Origin of the sequence: Streptomyces spiramenti (assembly GCF_012034385.1) — a bacterium.
In the GTDB taxonomy this organism is placed as follows: domain Bacteria; phylum Actinomycetota; class Actinomycetes; order Streptomycetales; family Streptomycetaceae; genus Streptomyces; species Streptomyces spiramenti.
In genome coordinates, this window is record NZ_JAAVJB010000033.1 from 1 (window position 1) to 17,294 (window position 17,294).

Below are 17,294 nucleotides of genomic sequence, written 5' to 3' on the forward strand. Positions count from 1 at the left end.
CTCGCCGACCGTTGGCTCGACAAGGGGGAGGTCGGCTCCGACCTGCTCGACACGCTCTTCCCGCGGGCGTCGCGGAGTGAGCACGGAGACCGGGAGGCTGGTGAGGGCGCCGGCCCGGGCGCCGCGTACCGCCACCGGGGGAGACGGGCCCCGGGAACGGGGGCCCCGGGAACGACGACGGGGGCACCGTGTCGCGTGGACACGGCGCCCCCGTCGGGCGCAGCGGTGCACGGCCGCCGCCGGGCGGCGGACCGTGCGGGCGGGCCGAGGCCCGCGCGATCAGTGCTTGTCGCCGGAGTCGACCAGGCGCTTGTAGGAGCGCTCGATCTCGGCCTCGGCCTCGACGCGGCCGACCCAGTCGGCCCCCTCGACGGACTTGCCGGGCTCCAGGTCCTTGTAGACCTCGAAGAAGTGCTGGATCTCCAGCCGGTCGAACTCGCTGACGTGGTGGATGTCGCGCAGGTGCTCCATCCGCGGGTCCGAGGCGGGCACGCACAGCAGCTTGTCGTCGCCGCCGGCCTCGTCGGTCATGCGGAACATGCCGATGGCGCGGCAGCGGATCAGGCAGCCGGGGAAGGTCGGCTCGTCGAGCAGGACCAGGGCGTCCAGCGGGTCGCCGTCCTCGCCGAGGGTGTTGTCCACGAATCCGTAGTCCGCCGGGTAGACCGTCGAGGTGAAGAGATGGCGGTCGAGCCGGATCTTGCCGGTCTCGTGGTCCACCTCGTACTTGTTCCGCGAACCCTTCGGGATCTCGATGGTGACGTCGAACTCCACGGGGAGGCTCCTTAGACTTCTGGGCGGTCGATCAGGTGGTTAAGTGTCCCCCACGCAAGGGTGTGCGTGCGAAAGGGGCTGGTGGAGGGTGCACATTCCGGTACGGGGGGCCGCCGCGCGGCGCCACCGGGACACCTGGCGGCTGACCGCGGTCTCCGCCGTCGCCGGTCTGATGGCAGCGGCGGCCACCGTCTCGCTCGCCGGCCCCTGGGACGCGGGGCAGCGCACGGGGGAGCGCGCCGCCGCCGTACCGGGGGAGCAGTTCGACCTCACCGACGACCCCGGCTCCGGCGACGGTGCGTCAGAAGCCGCGGGTACGTTTCGCGCCACGGCGGCCGAAGGGCGTCACCATGCCGGGGGTCCCGATGAACAGTCGGGCGATCTCGTTGCCGAGGTTCACCCCGATGGCGATGGCGAGCGCGATGCTGGCCGCGCGCAGCAGTTGCTGGCCGCCGGTGGCGATGTCGCCCTGGGCCAGGCCCAGCAGACCGAAGTAGGTCGCCCCACCGGGCAGCAGTGGGCCGATCGCGGCCGTCACGTAGGGCAGTGACGAGGTCAGCCGGTACCGCGCCAGCAGTTGTCCGAAGAGACCGACGAGGCCGGCGGCGACCAGGGTGGCGGCGAACGGCGACAGGTCGGCGGTGTCCCGCATGGAGGCGACGATGAGCCAGGCGACGCCACCGTTGAGGGTGGCGATGACGACGGTGCTCTTGTCCTGCTGGAGCATCACGCAGAACGCCAGCGCGAGCAGCATGGCCGCGGCGAGCTGCACTGCGGGCCGGATCTTCGCTTCGACGGTCTCGGGGTCGAGGCTGACGCCGGAGACCTCGCCGATGTAGAGGACCGACAGCACGCCGAGCACGATGCCGGCGATGAGGAAGAAGACCTCCAGCATGCGGGCGGCGGCGGTGATGTAGTAACCCGTCAGGCCGTCCTGGACGCTGGCCACCAGGGCTCTACCGGGGATCAGGGCGAACAGACCGCCGGTGATGACCGCAGCCGCCTGGATGAGTCCCTGCTGGCCAGGGTGGACGGCGGCGAGCGAGACCCCTATGGCTGCGGGCGCCATCGCGGCGGCGACGAACTGATAGAACTCCGGGAGCCCTCGGCTCGCCAGCACCCAGGCCATGCGGTCGCCGAGAATGGCGCCGCTGACCGCGAGGACGAAGACGAGGACCCCGCCGCCGACCAGGGTGGACGCGGCGCCCGCCAGCAGTCCGGCGGCGAGCGAGAGCTGCATCTTGCTGTAGGGGTGGCGGTTGCGTCGGATGGTCGCCAGCCGGCCGTACGCCTCCTCCAGCGTGATCGTGCCGCTGTTGATGTCGTCGACCAGCCGGAAGACGGCGGCGAGCCGGTTGTAGTCGGTGCCGCGGCGGCGGACGGTGCGGCTGAGCGAGACCGGCGCGTCCACGAGGGACGGCTGGTGGGTGATGCCGATGAGGGTGAAGGTGACCGTCGCCTCGCAGCGGTCGAGGCCGTAGGCGTGCGCGATGGCGAACATCGCGGTCTCGACGTCCTCGGCGCCCTCGCCGCTGGCGAGCAGCAGCTCACCGATACGGAGCGTCAGGTCCAGGACGCGGGGCACCGGCAGCGGAGGGGTCTCCTCGTCGCCCTCGGGCGCGGCCTGCGGTTCCGGCGCGGGCCGTTCGGAGAGCGGCAGCCGGACCATGGTGCGCATCCGGTCGTGCCAGGGCAGCCCCTTCGCCAGCAGCGGGGAGCGGATGCCGTTGGCGGGGGTCGACGCCCAGTCGGCGTTGTACCGGAACTCGCTGCGCGGTTCGGTCGGCGGGGCGGTGGTGAGCCCTTCGGGAACGATGAACCCCGAGGTCTGCTGCGCCTGCTCCGACGGGTTCATCCCCTTGGGGAGGGAGAACTCCGAGCCCTGCTGACTCTGTTCGACGGATGGCAGCTCCAGCCCCTCGGGCACCGCGAACTCGGAGGTGTGGTGCTCCTCGTCGGGTGGCCGCAGCACGGGCATGAGCTGCGGCGTCGTCATCTCGTCGCGCTCGTCCCAGGGGGCGTGGTAGGGGCCGCCCCCGCCGCTGCCGGTGGTGGAGCCGGACGCCTCGGCAGGGCCGGACGAGCCGCCGGAGGTGTCCTCGTCGTCCGGGCGGGCAGACGCAGAACCGTTACCTCCGGTCGCAGAACCGTTACTCCCGGTATCCGCGCGCTCGTCCTCCGCCCGGACCGCGGCGCCCGGGCGGTTGCCGCCGGATCGGTCGGACCGGGCGTCAGTTCGGCGTTGACGCTCGTCAGTGCGATCTGCTGAACCGTTCGTGCGCCCGTGCCGACTCCTCTCGGCACCGTCTCCGGGGGTCCTCCCGGATGTCCGGTCGTCTGCGCGACGCTGTCCGTTCCTCCCGGTGTTCTCACCAGGCGGCTTCTGCTCCCCGGCCACGTGTTTCGCTGCTCCTTCGGTCCGGCTGGCGCCGGTCGCGGTGGTCCGGCCCGTCGAGCATGGCGCCGACGCACCGGGGCGACCGCCGCCCGTCCGCGGCACTCGTGCCCGCCTGGCGGTCGCGGCCGGCGTCGACTGTGCGCGAGTCGCGGCGCTCCGCCCCCGCGAGGTGCCGCGTCCGGGGCCGCGACCACCTCGGACGCGAACTCCCAAACACCCGATGAGGGCCCATTCTCGTGAAGCATAGGATGAGGGGAGCCGCGGTGCCCGGGGGCCACCCCGTGCGCGGCCACATCCTCGGTTACCTCATCTACCGCTGAGTGGAGACCATGGCCATGACCTCGGAGGCCCCCTCGGAGGCCACGACCCCGGAGAAGAGCCCGGACAGCCGCGTGTTCAACGGTTTCCGCGGCTCCCTGATCGGTGTGGCCGAGGCGCTGCCCGGTATCAGTGGCGGCACCGTCGCTCTCATCGTGGGTGTGTTCGAGCGCCTCATCGGCGCCGCCAGCCAGCTGACCACCGCGGTGCGGCTGCTGGTGACGGGCCAGGGCTGGCGCCGCACCATGGTGGAGGTCAAGCGGGTCGACTGGGGCCTGCTCATCCCCCTGATGATCGGCATGGTCGCCGGCCTGCTGCTGAGCGCCCGGCTCCTCGCGCCGCTGGTCACCGACCACACGCAGTACGCGTACGCCCTGTTCTTCGGTCTGGTCATGGCCTCGCTGTGGATCCCCTACAGCGGTTCCGGCCAGCGGTGGAGCGGCGCCAACTACGGTGTCGCCCTGGTCTTCGCCGGTCTGGCGTTCTGGCTGACCTCGCTCTCCGTGGCGGGTGCCGCCGACAACCCGCTGGTGGTGATCGGCTCCGGCGCGATCGCGGTCACGGCGCTGATCCTGCCGGGACTCTCCGGCTCGTTCCTGCTGCTCGCCCTCGGCATGTACGAGCCGACGATGGACGCGCTCAACAACCGCGATTTCGCGTACATCGGCACCTTCGCTCTCGGCATGCTGATCGGCCTCGCGGTGGCCGTGAAGACGCTGCGCTGGCTGCTGGAGAACTACCACCACATGACACTGGTGGTCCTCACCGGTGTCATGGCGGGCGCGCTGCGCGCGCTGTGGCCCTGGCAGGGCCCGGAGGACGACCGGTCGCTGCACGCGCCGACGACGGACGTGCCGCAGACCGTGGGGCTGATGGTCCTCGGCTTCGTGGTCGTCACCGTGGTGCTGGTCATCGCGCACCGCAAGGAGAACCCGACCCGCGGCCGTGGTCGCCACGCGAGGACGTCCGCGCGCCACTGACCGCCGCCGGCGGACGGGGAGCGAGCGGCAGCGGCGCGACCCGATCCGTGATCGACATCATGACTCCGCCCGTCCCGCTACTGCGGGGTGGGCGGAGTCGTGTGCGGGGGGCGAAGGCCGGGGCGGTGCCGGCGGGGCGATGGTGCGTGCTGCGGGCAGCCGGGCGCTGCCGGTACGCGACGGCGGCCGGGGGCGGACGCCGACTGGTCACTGTTCCAGCATCGACCAGTCGGGCTCCGGGGCGGCTCCCGTCTCGAAGACGAGCTGGAACGCGCCCTTGCCGTCGACCGCCTCGCGGATGATGTCCGCGTGGCCGGCGTGGCGGGCGTCCTCCTCGATCAGGTGCAGCAGCCCCCAGCGCCAGGAGCGCGTCCCTCCCGGGTCCCAGGGCGCGGGCGGCTGGTCGAACATCTCGTCCAGCGACGGCAGCGCCCGCACGGTCTCCTCGGTCCGGCGCGCCACCTCGTCGGAGAGGACCAGCAGGCCGGGGACGGTCTCGTCGGGGCCGAGGCCGAAGCTGTCCTCCCAGCGGCGGCGCGTCTCCGGGTCGCGGGGGTCGGCCGGGTGGCCGCTCATCATCGTGATCCAGTCCTGCTCGCCGACGGTCACGTGCTTCAGCAGGCCGGCGACCGACAGGACGCTCGGGGTCGGGGTGCTGGTGGCCTGCTCGTGGGTCAGGCCGTAGACGGCTCTGCGCAGCCCGCCGCGCTGCGCGTCGAGGTAGGAGAGCAGCGCGGCGCGCTCGTCGCCACGGGCCTCGGGTTCCACCACGGTGGGCATGCGGGTCACCTCGTCCGCTCGGTGGTGCTGCGGGCGCCGGCGGCGTCCGCCCGACTCCTTCGAGCGTAGGCCGGATGCACCCCGCCCGCGCCTCCGGCGAAGGCGCGGGCGGGGTGGCGGTGGGGGCTCGCGGGCCGGACGGTGCGGGCGCCGGGTGGTGCAGACCCGGGGCCGCGGCGGGCGCCCGCGGACGGCGCCGCTCAGGCGGTGTGTCGGGCGGCGTTGCGGGCGGCGTTGGCGACGATGGCGTCACGCAGGTAGCGGGCCAAGCCGGGGGCGACGGCGTCGTAGGTGGCGGTGAACCGCTCGTCCGAGACGTACATCTCCCCCAGGCAGGCGTGCAGCTCGTACCCGCACTCGTAGAAACTGCCGCAGATCTGCTGCCGGTGCTCCTCCGCCAGCGCCATCCCCTGCGGGGAGTCGGCGGCGACGCCGTCGGCGAGCGCGGCGGCGATCCGCTGGTTGAGCGCGTCGGTCTCCGCCTTGATCCGCGCCCAGTCCTCCTTGGTGTAGGAGCCGGTGCGCCGCTGGGACTCCTCCCAGGCGGCGGTGTCGCCCCAGCGCTGCTCGGCCTCGGTCTCGTACTCCTCGGAGTAGGACTCACCGAAGACCTCGAACTTCTCCTCCGGCGTGAGCTGGATTCCCATCTTCTTCGCCTCCATGGCGTGTTCCACTGCGGCGGCCATGCGTTGCAGCCGCTCGATCCGGTCCGTCAGCAACCGGTGCCGTCGTCGCAGCTCCGCGACGGGGTCGATCCCGGGGTCGTCCAGCAGCGGTGCGATCTCCTCCAGCGGGAAGCCGAGCTCCCGGTAGAAGAGGATCTGCTGGAGGCGGTCGAGGTCGGTGTCGTCGTAGCGGCGGTGGCCGGCCCTCGACCGGCCGCCGGGGCGCAGCAGCCCGATCTCGTCGTAGTGGTGCAGGGTGCGCACCGTGACGCCCGCCAGTTCGGCGACGCGTCCCACGGACAGTGCCCGCTCCGTCATCCTCTCCTCCTCCGTTCCTGCTGCCGATGCCGCTGCCCGTCGCCGGTGGCCGTCCGCCGTCGGCCCGCGTCTGCCGACGCGGCGCCTGCGGCCAGGGTGGCACCGGTTCCGCTGCTGCTCACAGCCCCGGTGCGGGGCGCGGGCGCGGCGTCGGGCCGCGTCGCGCACCGCCTCACGGTCGCTGACGTCGTCCACGGTGCCGCCTCACGTCACGTGAGGTGCAAGCCCGTGGCGCCCCGCCGATCGGCGGGGCGTTCAGCGGGGGTCGGCGCGGCGGGTGCGGCCGGCAGGCCGGGGCCGGTGCGCAGGGCGTCGAGGACGGCGCGGACGGCCGCTCGCGGCGGGGAGCCGCAGCGGACGGCGGCGGTGATGGTGCGGGTGACGGGCGTCGCCAGCTCGCGGGTGGCGACCCGGTAGCGCGGGTCGACGGCCAGCGCCGGGAGCAGCGCGACGGACAGCCCGGCCTCGACGTGCTGCAACGCCATCATGTAGTTGCCGAACCGGCAGGCCACCCGGGGTTCGAACCGGGCCTGGCGGCAGAGGCGCAACGCGAGGTTGGCCATGTAGGTCTGCGGCATGTCGAACGACCAGGCGTGGTCGGCGTAGGCGGCGAGGTCGGCGCCGCCCCGCCCGGCGGCCGGGTCGTTCGGCGGCACCACCAGCAGGACGGGTTCGGTGGCGAGCGGGACGAGGTCGAGGTCGTCCCCGAGCGGCTGTTCGTCGAAGTCGGTGGTGGTGATGACGATGTCCGCCTCGCCGACGCGCAGCGCGGGGACGCTCTCGTGCGGCTCCAACTGCACCAGCTGGATGTCGAGTTGCGGGTGGGCGGCGGCGAGGCTGGTCACCGCCGGGACGGCCATGGTGTGCAGGGCGCTCTGGAACGCGCCGAGGACCACCGGCCCGGCGGGTTCCTCGCCGAAGCCGCGCAGCTCCGCCTCGACGTCGGCCATGTGGTCGAGCAGGGCGCGGGCGCGGCGGGCGAGGATCAGCCCGGCCGAGGTCAGCCGCACCCGCCGCCCGGTGCGCTCCAGCAGCTGGGTGCGGGTCTCGCTCTCCAGGACCGCCAGCTGCTGGGAGACGCTCGACGGGCTCATGTTGGCGGCGTGGGCGACCGCCCGGACGGTGCCGAGGGTGTCCAGCTGGCTGAGCAGCCGCAGCCGCCACGGGTTCATCATCGCCCCATTGTGGCGGCCCGCGCGGGGGTGCACTGTTCGGCTGTACCGAACAGCAGCGGCCGAAATGTGTGATGGACGCGTTCTTGGGGGCGGCTCTACCGTCGGGAGCATGACGACCGCGAAGCCCGCCGCCGCCCCGTCCGCCGACACGTCCGAAGCTTTCTGGAACGACGCCGACCGGCACCTCGTCCGGTACGGCTCCCCCTTCACGCGGGAGATCATCGAGAGCGCCGAGGGGAGCTTCGTCACCACCGCCGAGGGCCGCCGCATCCTCGACTTCACCTCGGGCCAGATGAGCGCGATCCTCGGCCACTCGCACCCCCGCATCGTGGAGACGGTGCAGCGCCAGGTCGCCTCGCTGGACCACCTGTACAGCGGGATGCTCAGCCGCCCGGTGGTCGACCTCGCCCGGCGGCTCGCGGGAACGCTGCCTGACCCGCTGGAGAAGGCGCTGCTGCTGACGACGGGCGCGGAGTCCAACGAGGCGGCGGTGCGGATGGCGAAGCTGGTCACCGGCAAGCACGAGATCGTGTCGTTCGCCCGCTCCTGGCACGGCATGACGCAGGCGGCGGCCTCCGCGACGTACAGCGCGGGCCGCAAGGGCTACGGTCCGGGCGCGCCCGGCAACTTCGCGATCCCGGCGCCCAACCCGTACCGCCCCGACTTCACCCACGCGGACGGTTCGCTGGACTGGCGCCGCCAGTTGGACTTCGGCTTCGACCTGATCGACGCCCAGTCGACCGGCAGTCTCGCCGCCTGCCTGGTGGAGCCGATCCTCAGCTCCGGCGGCATCATCGAGCCGCCGCCGGGCTACTTCGCGGCGCTGCGCGACAAGTGCCGCGAGCGGGGCATGCTGTTGATCCTGGACGAGGCGCAGACCGGGCTCTGCCGCACCGGCACCTGGTACGCCTTCGAGCGGGACGGGGTCGTCCCCGACATCCTCACCCTCTCCAAGACGCTCGGCGCCGGCCTGCCGCTGGCGGCCGTCATCACCAGCGCGGAGATCGAGGAGCGCGCGTACGAGCGGGACTTCCTCTTCTTCACCACGCACGTCGCCGACCCGCTGGTGGCGGCGGTCGGCAACACCGTGCTGGACGTGCTGACCGAGGAGCGACTCGACGAACGCGCCCGCACGCTCGGGGAGTTCCTGCGCGTGGGGCTGACGGAGATCGCGGAGCGCCACCCGGTGGTCGGGGACGTGCGCGGCCGGGGGCTGCTGGTCGGCCTGGAGCTGGTCAGCGACCGCGAGACCAAGCAGGGGTCGGACGAGCTGGGGGCGCGGGTCACCGAGCGGTGCCTGGCGCTGGGGCTGCACATGAACATCGTCCAGCTGCCCGGCATGGGCGGGGTGCTCCGCATCGCGCCGCCGCTGACCGCGACGGAGGAGGAGCTGGCGCTCGGGCTCTCCATCCTGGACGAGGCCATCGCCGGCGGCTGAGCACCCGGACGGGGCGAGGCGCGGGGCGGACGGTGCGGGGGGGCGGTGAGCAGCGCGGCGGGCGGTCCGGTCGAACGGGGGCGGACCGGCCGCCGCGCACGCCCTCGGACAGCCCGCCGCGCACCCTGCCGGACACCCCGCCGCGCATGTCCGGTCACCGACGGCGAGATCCGCCCCCACCCGGCAGGGGCACCTTCGCGCCCGGCGCCGCTCCGAGATATCTTGACGTCAAGCAATGTTGCAGACGTGGAGCGGAGTAGCGGTGACTGACTCGACCATCATCTACACCCATACCGACGAGGCACCCGCCCTGGCGACGTACTCGTTCCTGCCGATCGTCCGCGCCTACGCGGCGACGGCCGGGGTCGGCGTCGACCGTCGGGACATCTCGCTGGCCGGCCGGATCATCGCCCACTTCCCCGAGCGTCTGGCCGAGGGCCGGCGGATCGAGGACGCCCTCGCCGAGCTGGGCGAGCTGGCCAAGACCCCCGGCGCGAACATCATCAAGCTGCCGAACATCTCGGCCTCCATCCCGCAGCTCAAGGCCGCCGTCGCCGAGCTCCAGGCGCAGGGCTACGACCTGCCGGACTTCCCCGACGAGCCGAAGACCGACGAGGAGCGCGACATCCGCGCCCGCTACGGCAAGGTGCTCGGCTCGGCCGTGAACCCGGTGCTGCGCGAGGGCAACTCCGACCGCCGCGCCCCCGCCTCGGTCAAGAACTACGCCAAGGCCCACCCGCACCGCATGGGCACGTGGAGCTCCGACTCCAAGACCAACGTCGCGCACATGACCGGTGACGACTTCCGCTCCACCGAGAAGTCCGCGGTCGTCGAGAACGCCGGCGAGCTCCGCATCGAGCTGCACGGCGACGACGGCTCCACCACCGTGCTGCGCGAGTCGGTGCCGGTCCAGGCCGGCGAGGTCGTCGACTCCGCCGTCATGCGCGTCGCCGTCCTCCGCGAGTTCCTCGCCGCGCAGGTCGCCCGCGCCAAGGCCGAGGGCGTGCTGTTCTCCGTGCACCTCAAGGCCACCATGATGAAGGTCTCCGACCCGATCATCTTCGGCCACGTGGTCCGCGCCTTCTTCCCGAAGACGTTCGCCGCCCACGGCGAGACCCTCGCCGCCGCCGGCCTCACCCCCAACGACGGCCTGGGCGGCATCCTCAAGGGTGTCGAGTCCCTGCCGAACGGCGCCGAGATCAAGGCGTCCTTCGACGCCGAGCTCGCGGACGGCCCGGAGCTGGCCATGGTCGACTCCGACCGCGGCATCACCAACCTGCACGTCCCCAGCGACGTCATCGTCGACGCCTCCATGCCGGCGATGATCCGCACCTCCGGCCACATGTGGGGCCCGGACGGCGGCGAGGCCGACACCCTGGCCGTGCTGCCCGACAGCAGCTACGCCGGTGTGTACCAGGCCGTCCTCGACGACTGCCGCGCCAACGGCGCCTTCGACCCGGCGACCATGGGCACCGTCCCGAACGTCGGCCTCATGGCGCAGAAGGCCGAGGAGTACGGCAGCCACGACAAGACCTTCGAGATCCCCACCACCGGCACCGTCCGCGTCACCGACGCCGACGGCAACGCGGTGCTGGAGCACGCGGTCAGCGAGGGCGACATCTGGCGCATGTGCCAGACCAAGGACGCCCCGATCCGCGACTGGGTGAAGCTGGCCGTGACCCGCGCCCGCGCCACCGGCGACCCGGCCGTCTTCTGGCTGGACGAGACCCGCGCCCACGACGCCAACCTGATCGCCAAGGTCACCACGTACCTGGCCGACCACGACACCGACGGTCTCACCATCGAGATCAAGGCGCCGGTCGACGCCACCGCGTACTCCCTGGACCGCATCCGCCGCGGCGAGAACACCATCTCCGTCACCGGCAACGTGCTGCGCGACTACCTGACCGACCTGTTCCCGATCCTGGAACTGGGCACCAGCGCCAAGATGCTGTCGGTCGTGCCGCTCATGAACGGCGGTGGCCTCTTCGAGACCGGCGCCGGCGGCTCCGCCCCGAAGCACGTGCAGCAGCTGACCAAGGAGAACTACCTCCGCTGGGACAGCCTCGGCGAGTTCCTGGCGCTGGCCGTCAGCTTCGAGCACCTCGCGCAGACCACCGACAACGCCCGCGCGCAGGTCCTGGCCGACACCCTCGACCGGGCGACCGCGACCTTCCTCAACGAGGACAAGTCGCCGAGCCGTCGCATCGGTGGCATCGACAACCGCGGCAGCCACTTCTACCTGGCGCTCTACTGGGCGCAGGAGTTGGCGAAGCAGACCGAGGACGCCGCCCTGGCGACCGCCTTCGGCCCGCTCGCCGAGACCCTGTCGCAGCAGGAGGAGACCATCGTGGCCGAACTGGCCGCGGTGCAGGGCAACGCCGCGGACATCGGCGGCTACTACCAGCCCGACTTCGACAAGGCCACCGCCGTGATGCGCCCGTCGAAGACCTTCAACGACGCGCTGGCCACCCTCGGCTGACGCGGGTGGGGTGAGGCGGGGCCGGGGGTTGCTCTCCGGCCCCGCCGCCCCGCTCCCCGCACCACCGCCGACGGCGGGGGAGGCACCCCGACAGGGTCCGCCTCCCCCGCCGTCGGCGCGTGCGGGCGGGGGTGCGGGCGGGGCGCTGCCGAAGGCAGCGGACGCGGGCGCGTCGACTCTGACAAGATGCCGCCATGACCTCCGCGACCGCAGGCAAAGGATTTGCAAAGCCCCTCTAACACCCCAGGTCGCGAAGGGTGTTCCCCGCGCAGGCGGGGGTGGTCCGCTCAACCCGGCGGACGCCGCGCGCCTCGGTGCGTGTTCCCCGCGCAGGCGGGGGTGGTCCGGAGCGCCTGGCCGAGTCGGAGACATACGTGGAGTGTTCCCCGCGCAGGCGGGGGTGGTCCGAACAGCGACAACGCCAGGGCCTGGTACGGACACGTGTTCCCCGCGCAGGCGGGGGTGGTCCGCCCCACTGGGCCGTGCCCACCGCGCCGCCCTCGTGTTCCCCGCGCAGGCGGGGGTGGTCCGACCGCCGCAGCGGCAGCGGTCGGGTTTCCCGTGTGTTCCCCGCGCAGGCGGGGGTGGTCCGGCGTGCGGCGTGCGGCGACGGGACGCTGGCGTCCATCGCGTGTTCCCCGCGCAGGCGGGGTGGTCCGGAGGCAGCGTGCCCCGACTCCGAGTGCTGCCGGTGTTCCCCGCGCAGGCGGGGTGGTCCCGCCATTCCGGGGCCCACCAGTGGGACGGTCGCGTATTCCCCGCGCAGGCGGGGGTGGTCCGTACCGGGCCCGCGTGCTGCGTGTCCCCAGCAAGTGTTCCCCGCGCAGGCGGGGGTGGTCCGGCAGCCCGGGAGGACTACGAGGACGAGCCGCAGTGTTCCCCGCGCAGGCGGGGGTGGTCCGTTGGCCTTCACCCGGGCGTACCGGTTGGCGTTGTTCTCCCCGCGCAGGCGGGGGTGGTCCTGCCGGTGGGGGGTCGCGAGTCCGCGACCCCCAGTTCTCCCCGCGCAGGCGGGGGTGGTCCGCTGGGGTACCAGTTCGCCGGGTCGATCCGTCGGTTCTCCCCGCGCAGGCGGGGGTGGTCCGCACCTCCGGTCGGGACGGCTTCCGGTGCGCCGAACGCTCCCCGCCTGGCAGTCGCTGACTCATGAGTCGCGGCATACGTTTCCGCGCAGGGCTTGGCGACGCGCAGTACCAAGGCTGTCGGCGCGATACCACGGGTTGACCGTTCGCCGAAGTGGACAGGCTGTCCGTGTTGAACGGGGGCCGATTACGCACACGAAAGATCGGCAAGGAGGTCGCTTTGCCAGTCCCATACCGTGGTCTGATCCTCGACTTCGGCGGCGTGCTCACGACGCGAATGCGATTGAACGGGCGGGCGTTCGAGCGAGCAGAGGGGTTGACCCCGGGCGCGTATTCTGCGGCGCTTACTGAACATCCCGACGGCGTTGCGGTCTACGCCGCGCTGGAGGTCGGTGAGGCAACGCAGGAAGACTGGAACCGAGTCATCGGCGGCATCCTCGGCATCGACTCGACCGACCTGATGCGGCGCGCTCTGGCCAATCTGCACCCGGAGCCTCAGATTGTCGCCGCCGCGAAACGCGCTCGCACGGCCGGGATCAAGGTGGCCATGCTCAGCAACTCGTTCGGCATCGAGCCCTACAACCCGTACGAAGACAAGGGCATCTGGACAGACTTCTTCGATGCTGTGATCTTGTCGGAGCTGGAAGGCGTGCGAAAGCCGTCGCCGCTCATCTACCAGCGGGCGCTAGCAGCACTTGGTCTGAGCGGTCCCGAGTGCGTGTTCGTTGACGACCACGCACACAATCTGCCGCCCGCCGAGGCCCTGGGCATCCGCACCGTGCACCACACGACTGATCCCACGGGTACGGCCGCCATCCTCGACTCGCTTCTTCCCGACCCGGCCCCTGCCTGAATCAACGCGGGCGCGTGCTCCCGACGCGAGCGGGGGTGGACCGTCCGGCGCCCCGGTAGCAGAACGCGTCCTCACGTGGTGCTACTGGTGCGGTGCGTGCCTGGTTCCGGTCGGCCCTGCAGTGTCTTCCTCAGCCGCGGTGAGGATGAGCCGTCCCTCGACTCCTGCTTCGACGACCTTGACCAGTACCGTGCTCGCGTCGTCAAAACGCAGGGTGAAGTGCGGATCGAGCTGCATCAGGAGCTCAAATCTCTCCCTGTCGTCCGCGGCCATGGGAGGTTCGAGAGTCGCCTCGGACGTCCAGGTGTCTCCGGCGGCACGGACCGCGACCTCCACACGCAGCCCGCCCAGACAGGTCGATCGATTGACCACCACTCAAGCGTCACGGTGCCCTCGTAGCTGTCCAAGGTCCAAGTATCGCAGGGGAGCTGGCAGATCTTGGATCAGAACAGTGGGGCAGAGCTTGCGGGTAGCTTCCTCGACTCGCAGGCGAGGGGCGGTCGGACCGAGGGGTGCCCCCTCAAGGGGACGACATACGCGAAAACCCCGCCCTATGCTGGCAGGCGCCAACCAAAACCAGTAGGACGGGGAATGTCGTGCCTGACTCTACCCTGCCCGGCGACCGCCTCAAAAGAGCGCGGATGAGCCGCGGCTACACCCAGGAAGACCTCGCCAACCGCGCCGAGCTCTCGCTGTCATTGATCAAGAAGGCCGAGCGGGGCGGCACCCTGCGCTTGGAGACGTACCACCGGATCGCGCGCGCCCTCGGCGTGCGTACCTCCGCGCTGCTGGAGGAAAGCGGCCCGCCTCATGCTCGGCGCCGTGCCGACGACCAGGACCGGCTGGATCTGGTGCCGCTGCGTCGCGCAATCGCTCCCCCTGAAACGCCGTCGGGCCGGCTGCTGTGGCAGGACGACAGTGCGCCCGAGGTCCAGCGACTGCGAACCACCGCGTCGGCACTGAACTCGGCGTACCACGCAAACGACTACGGCCGGGTCGCCGAACTACTCCCACCGCTCCTCCTGTCGGCACACCTCGCCGTGGCGCACTTCTCGGGTACCGGAGAGGCAGCGGACGCCCTACGCGTCCGCGCAGACCTGCTGACCCAGGCCGGGCGGTTTCTTACGCAGCTCAGGTCATTCGACCTGGCACACATGGCGCTGCGGGAGGCGTTGCGCGACGCGCGGACAGCAGGCACCCCCCTGCTCGGTGGCGCGGCCACCTACATCCAGGGGTGGGCGCTCATCCGCGAGGGCCGCCTCGACGAGGCGGAGGCGCTGACTTCCCAGGCCGCGGAGGAGATCGAGCCTCGCATCTCCCGAGCCAGCCGAGACGAGCTGGCGGTATGGGGCCGACTGTGGGACAAGGCCGCTGCAGCTGCCGCTCGCAACAATCGGCCGAACGAGGCCCGGGAGATGCTGCGACTGACCCGCTCCGCCGGTGCTGCGGTCGGAGAGCGCGGTGGCGGGGAACGCTACGCGACAGGGAAGTTGACCGCGGCGTCAGTGCTGTTCGCCACCGCGGAGGCAGCAGCGGTCGCCGAACACCCTAAGCGGGTACTGCTGCTCTCCGAGCGGATCACCCGCACCGGGCAGGCACCGACGAGCAACATGCTGAACCGGCACCTGCTGGACGTGGCGCACTCGCACATGATGCTGCGAGAGCGGAGAGAGGCCGAGGGCATCCTGTCGGGCCTGGCAAAACAGGCGCCGGACTGGTTGCGGCATCAACAAATGGCGGCGGAGACGTTCGCGGATGTGCTGGCTTCGTCAGGCCGTTTGACGAGCCGCCAGCGCGAGTTGGCGGCCTTCTTCGACACTCCCTAAGTCACCTCAGGGATCACGGGGCGTGCACTCTCGGTCGCAGTGGCGAACCGAAAGTGCACGCCCCGTCTCTGTTACGACGCGTAAACGGATCGTAGCGTTCTTGGGGTACCCACCGACCGAGGAGCCCGCCGAAATGCCCGAGCCCATCCCGTGGCCTTTACGACGCCCCCGAGCACACGCGCAAGCAGGTCCCGCCGCCCTGCGCCACGGGCCACAGGTCCGCTCAGCTGAGCTGCCCGTGCAGGTCCGTGTCGGCACGGACCGTCGCATGAGTGGGGCCGTGCCCCCCTCGTGCGAGCAGCGGCGGACTCTCACCGGCCGGACACCCTCGGGCGCCAACGCTACGTGGGCTGCAACCGTCGGCCTGAGTCACTCAGTGCGCGGAGAACGCCGTGCCGGGGACGTGCGCCCCGGCGCCCACGCCAGCCTCAAGAAGCGCCACCCCAGCGGTATATCGACCACGCGTAGCACCAGGGACCGCATGGACATCGACGACGGGGTGATCAGCATGGAAGCGCGCACCAGTGCGCAGCTCAACCGGAGGCAGAGCCTTACCGACGCTGCGGCGGGCGTGTATCGATCTGCTCCGTGCCACATCGGTCAGCATGCCGAGTGCCCCGATGCCCTACCGCAGGGCGCGGAGACCAACTCGCACCGGGACGACAGCCCGCCCGGCGTGACGTTCGAACGGTGCGTCTGCACGTGCTCGCACGCCTGAGGTCACGGCAGCGACCGGTCTGCCGCCACCTGCCTCCCGTCCTCAGTCCGGTCGTGCTGCCGGCCGAGGCGGTGCACGTCGGTGACGTGGTCATCACCGGAGGCCGAGCACAGCGAGTCCTCGACGCACGGCGCACCTACGCCGGCGTTCAACTCGGCGGCCGGACCTGGCGCATCGGAGTACCGCACGGCGCTCGGATGACGGTCGTCCGCGCCATGACGCTCTCGCCGCCGGTCACGCCGGAGCGGGCTCGCCGGCCCTGGTGGCGGCGCCTCCGCCGCTGACCCCACCCGCATCCGAGCCGTCGCCGCAGCTCCTCCACCCCGCCCCCGGCTACTAGCTAGGGCGGCCACATTCCCGCGCCGGCCGAGGTGACCACCACCCGGCTCCCCCGCTGCCCCTCGGCCGGCGCGGCACCACCCGACGCCGGCCCGCCCGTCACGACGACGACCCCGCCCCAGCCCCGCTTGCCTCTCTGCGGAATTCGCCACTCACGCTCGACCGCCTGCCCGCACCCGCCTCCCAGGAGACCGAACTTCCCCCAAGCCGCCCCCACACCACGAAGGGGTCCCTCGATCTGGGCGCCGCCACGCGAGTCCTACTCTCCGATTCCGCGCCTCCCGCCAGCCACCGACGATCCGCCGTCCCCACGAGCGGCGGACTCAGCCCAGACTGGCCTGACTTGGGTGCCACAGTCCTCCACAGCGGGCTCGACGGCAACTCCGCCGATGCCATGGATCACGACGACAGCGACGACCTCACGAAGTGACCGCCGGAAAGCCCCCGTGTACGCCACCGGGCCCCCCGGGCCACGCGTGCTTCCTGACCTGCTCCCTGGAGCGCAGCACTGATCTGAACTCAACACGCGAGGCGCCCCGTTTGCGGCGAACGGCGCGCACCGCCCGCGGAGTGAAGCGCCGCGGACTGCCCAGCGCCTCTGGCAAGATGCCGGTATGACCCGATCGACCGATGGCAAAGGATTTGCAAAGCCCTCCTAACGCCCTAGGTCGCGAAGGGTGTTCCCCGCGCGAGCGGGGGTGGTCCGGACCCGCGATGAACTCGATCACGACACAGGCCGTGTTCCCCGCGCGAGCGGGGGTGGTCCGCTGCGTGCCGGTGAGGAGCGCAGCAGTCATGTGTGTTCCCCGCGCGAGCGGGGGTGGTCCGGCCGTCAAGGTCGACAACGGCTGGCGGCTCTCGTGTTCCCCGCGCGAGCGGGGGTGGTCCGCCGGTGCAGGACAACGTGGGCGCGATCCTGCTGTGTTCCCCGCGCGAGCGGGGGTGGTCCGCATCAGTGAGAACGACCAACCTTCACTGAGACGTGTTCCCCGCGCGAGCGGGGGTGGTCCGAGCCGGGTGAACCGGTCGCGGACGTCGTCGGGGTGTTCCCCGCGCGAGCGGGGGTGGTCCGCAGTACCAGAGCGCGTCGGAGTTCCGGGGGTGGTGTTCCCCGCGCGAGCGGGGGTGGTCCGTCCGCGGCCACCGCC

At 71.8% G+C, this 17,294-nt stretch carries 13 protein-coding genes and 1 CRISPR repeat array (1 of these 14 running past the window's edge); of the genes, 7 read left to right on the forward strand and 6 right to left on the reverse strand.

The window, feature by feature from the left end:
- Positions 1-279 precede the first annotated feature (279 nt).
- The gene (locus HCJ92_RS06875) at positions 280-774 is read right to left on the reverse strand and encodes an inorganic diphosphatase (protein ID WP_167932547.1); all 495 of its coding nucleotides are present in this window, start codon (positions 772-774) and stop codon (positions 280-282) included.
- Positions 775-1,075: 301 nt separating this feature from the next.
- Positions 1,076-2,770: a threonine/serine exporter family protein gene (locus HCJ92_RS06880; RefSeq protein WP_167932548.1), complete on the reverse strand. Its 1,695-nt coding sequence runs from the start codon at positions 2,768-2,770 to the stop codon at positions 1,076-1,078.
- A gap of 731 nt (positions 2,771-3,501) precedes the next feature.
- Between HCJ92_RS06880 and HCJ92_RS06885 the strand changes: the two genes are divergently transcribed.
- Positions 3,502-4,470 (forward strand): DUF368 domain-containing protein, encoded by a 969-nt coding sequence (locus tag HCJ92_RS06885; RefSeq protein ID WP_245240653.1) that lies wholly within the window; start codon positions 3,502-3,504, stop codon positions 4,468-4,470.
- A gap of 207 nt (positions 4,471-4,677) precedes the next feature.
- Here the strand turns inward: HCJ92_RS06885 and HCJ92_RS06890 are convergent, their stop codons facing one another.
- From HCJ92_RS06890 to HCJ92_RS06900, 3 genes are all read right to left on the reverse strand, one after another.
- Positions 4,678-5,250, reverse strand: a complete 573-nt coding sequence (locus tag HCJ92_RS06890; RefSeq protein WP_167932549.1) for a DinB family protein — start codon at positions 5,248-5,250, stop codon at positions 4,678-4,680.
- 200 nt (positions 5,251-5,450) lie between these two features.
- On the reverse strand, positions 5,451-6,233 hold the full coding sequence (locus HCJ92_RS06895) for a MerR family transcriptional regulator (RefSeq protein ID WP_167932550.1): 783 nt from the start codon (positions 6,231-6,233) through the stop codon (positions 5,451-5,453).
- A 209-nt stretch (positions 6,234-6,442) separates the two neighbouring features.
- Complete coding sequence (locus HCJ92_RS06900; protein ID WP_167932551.1) at positions 6,443-7,408, reverse strand: LysR family transcriptional regulator; 966 nt, start codon at positions 7,406-7,408, stop codon at positions 6,443-6,445.
- Positions 7,409-7,517: 109 nt separating this feature from the next.
- On the opposite strand from HCJ92_RS06900, the gene HCJ92_RS06905 reads away from it, so the two are divergent.
- The 3 genes from HCJ92_RS06905 to HCJ92_RS06915 all read left to right on the forward strand — a co-directional run bounded on the left by HCJ92_RS06905 (position 7,518) and on the right by HCJ92_RS06915 (position 13,263).
- Positions 7,518-8,846 (forward strand): aspartate aminotransferase family protein, encoded by a 1,329-nt coding sequence (locus HCJ92_RS06905; RefSeq protein ID WP_167932552.1) that lies wholly within the window; start codon positions 7,518-7,520, stop codon positions 8,844-8,846.
- 262 nt (positions 8,847-9,108) lie between these two features.
- The gene (locus HCJ92_RS06910) at positions 9,109-11,328 is read left to right on the forward strand and encodes an NADP-dependent isocitrate dehydrogenase (protein WP_167932553.1); all 2,220 of its coding nucleotides are present in this window, start codon (positions 9,109-9,111) and stop codon (positions 11,326-11,328) included.
- 1,302 nt (positions 11,329-12,630) lie between these two features.
- Positions 12,631-13,263 carry an HAD family hydrolase gene (locus HCJ92_RS06915; RefSeq protein ID WP_167932569.1) on the forward strand — a complete coding sequence of 211 codons (633 nt, stop codon included), beginning with the start codon at positions 12,631-12,633 and terminating at the stop codon, positions 13,261-13,263.
- Between the two features lie 81 nt (positions 13,264-13,344).
- Here the strand turns inward: HCJ92_RS06915 and HCJ92_RS06920 are convergent, their stop codons facing one another.
- The gene (locus tag HCJ92_RS06920; RefSeq protein ID WP_245240654.1) at positions 13,345-13,635 is read right to left on the reverse strand and encodes a hypothetical protein; all 291 of its coding nucleotides are present in this window, start codon (positions 13,633-13,635) and stop codon (positions 13,345-13,347) included.
- A 224-nt stretch (positions 13,636-13,859) separates the two neighbouring features.
- Here HCJ92_RS06920 and HCJ92_RS06925 point away from each other — a divergent pair, with 224 nt between their 5' ends.
- The 3 genes from HCJ92_RS06925 to HCJ92_RS06935 all read left to right on the forward strand — a co-directional run bounded on the left by HCJ92_RS06925 (position 13,860) and on the right by HCJ92_RS06935 (position 16,091).
- Positions 13,860-15,089, forward strand: a complete 1,230-nt coding sequence (locus HCJ92_RS06925) for a helix-turn-helix domain-containing protein (RefSeq protein WP_338054059.1) — start codon at positions 13,860-13,862, stop codon at positions 15,087-15,089.
- Between the two features lie 481 nt (positions 15,090-15,570).
- A complete protein-coding gene (locus HCJ92_RS06930; RefSeq protein WP_167932554.1) occupies positions 15,571-15,807 on the forward strand; it encodes a hypothetical protein in 237 nt (78 codons plus the stop codon).
- Positions 15,792-16,091 carry a hypothetical protein gene (locus HCJ92_RS06935; protein WP_167932555.1) on the forward strand — a complete coding sequence of 100 codons (300 nt, stop codon included), beginning with the start codon at positions 15,792-15,794 and terminating at the stop codon, positions 16,089-16,091. Before HCJ92_RS06930 ends, HCJ92_RS06935 begins: the two co-directional genes overlap by 16 nt.
- A gap of 732 nt (positions 16,092-16,823) precedes the next feature.
- Positions 16,824-17,294: a CRISPR direct-repeat array (repeat unit 29 nt; unit sequence GTGTTCCCCGCGCGAGCGGGGGTGGTCCG) (it continues 1,205 nt past the right edge of the window).

Coding starts and splice junctions, on each gene's coding strand:
- HCJ92_RS06895 (WP_167932550.1), bottom strand. CDS start 6,233: ATGACGGAGCGGGCACTGTCCGTGGGACGCGTCGCCGAACTGGCGGGC.
- HCJ92_RS06905 (WP_167932552.1), top strand. CDS start 7,518: ATGACGACCGCGAAGCCCGCCGCCGCCCCGTCCGCCGACACGTCCGAA.
- HCJ92_RS06930 (WP_167932554.1), top strand. CDS start 15,571: ATGGACATCGACGACGGGGTGATCAGCATGGAAGCGCGCACCAGTGCG.
- HCJ92_RS06890 (WP_167932549.1), bottom strand. CDS start 5,250: ATGCCCACCGTGGTGGAACCCGAGGCCCGTGGCGACGAGCGCGCCGCG.
- HCJ92_RS06885 (WP_245240653.1), top strand. CDS start 3,502: ATGGCCATGACCTCGGAGGCCCCCTCGGAGGCCACGACCCCGGAGAAG.
- HCJ92_RS06900 (WP_167932551.1), bottom strand. CDS start 7,408: ATGATGAACCCGTGGCGGCTGCGGCTGCTCAGCCAGCTGGACACCCTC.
- HCJ92_RS06880 (WP_167932548.1), bottom strand. CDS start 2,770: ATGACGACGCCGCAGCTCATGCCCGTGCTGCGGCCACCCGACGAGGAG.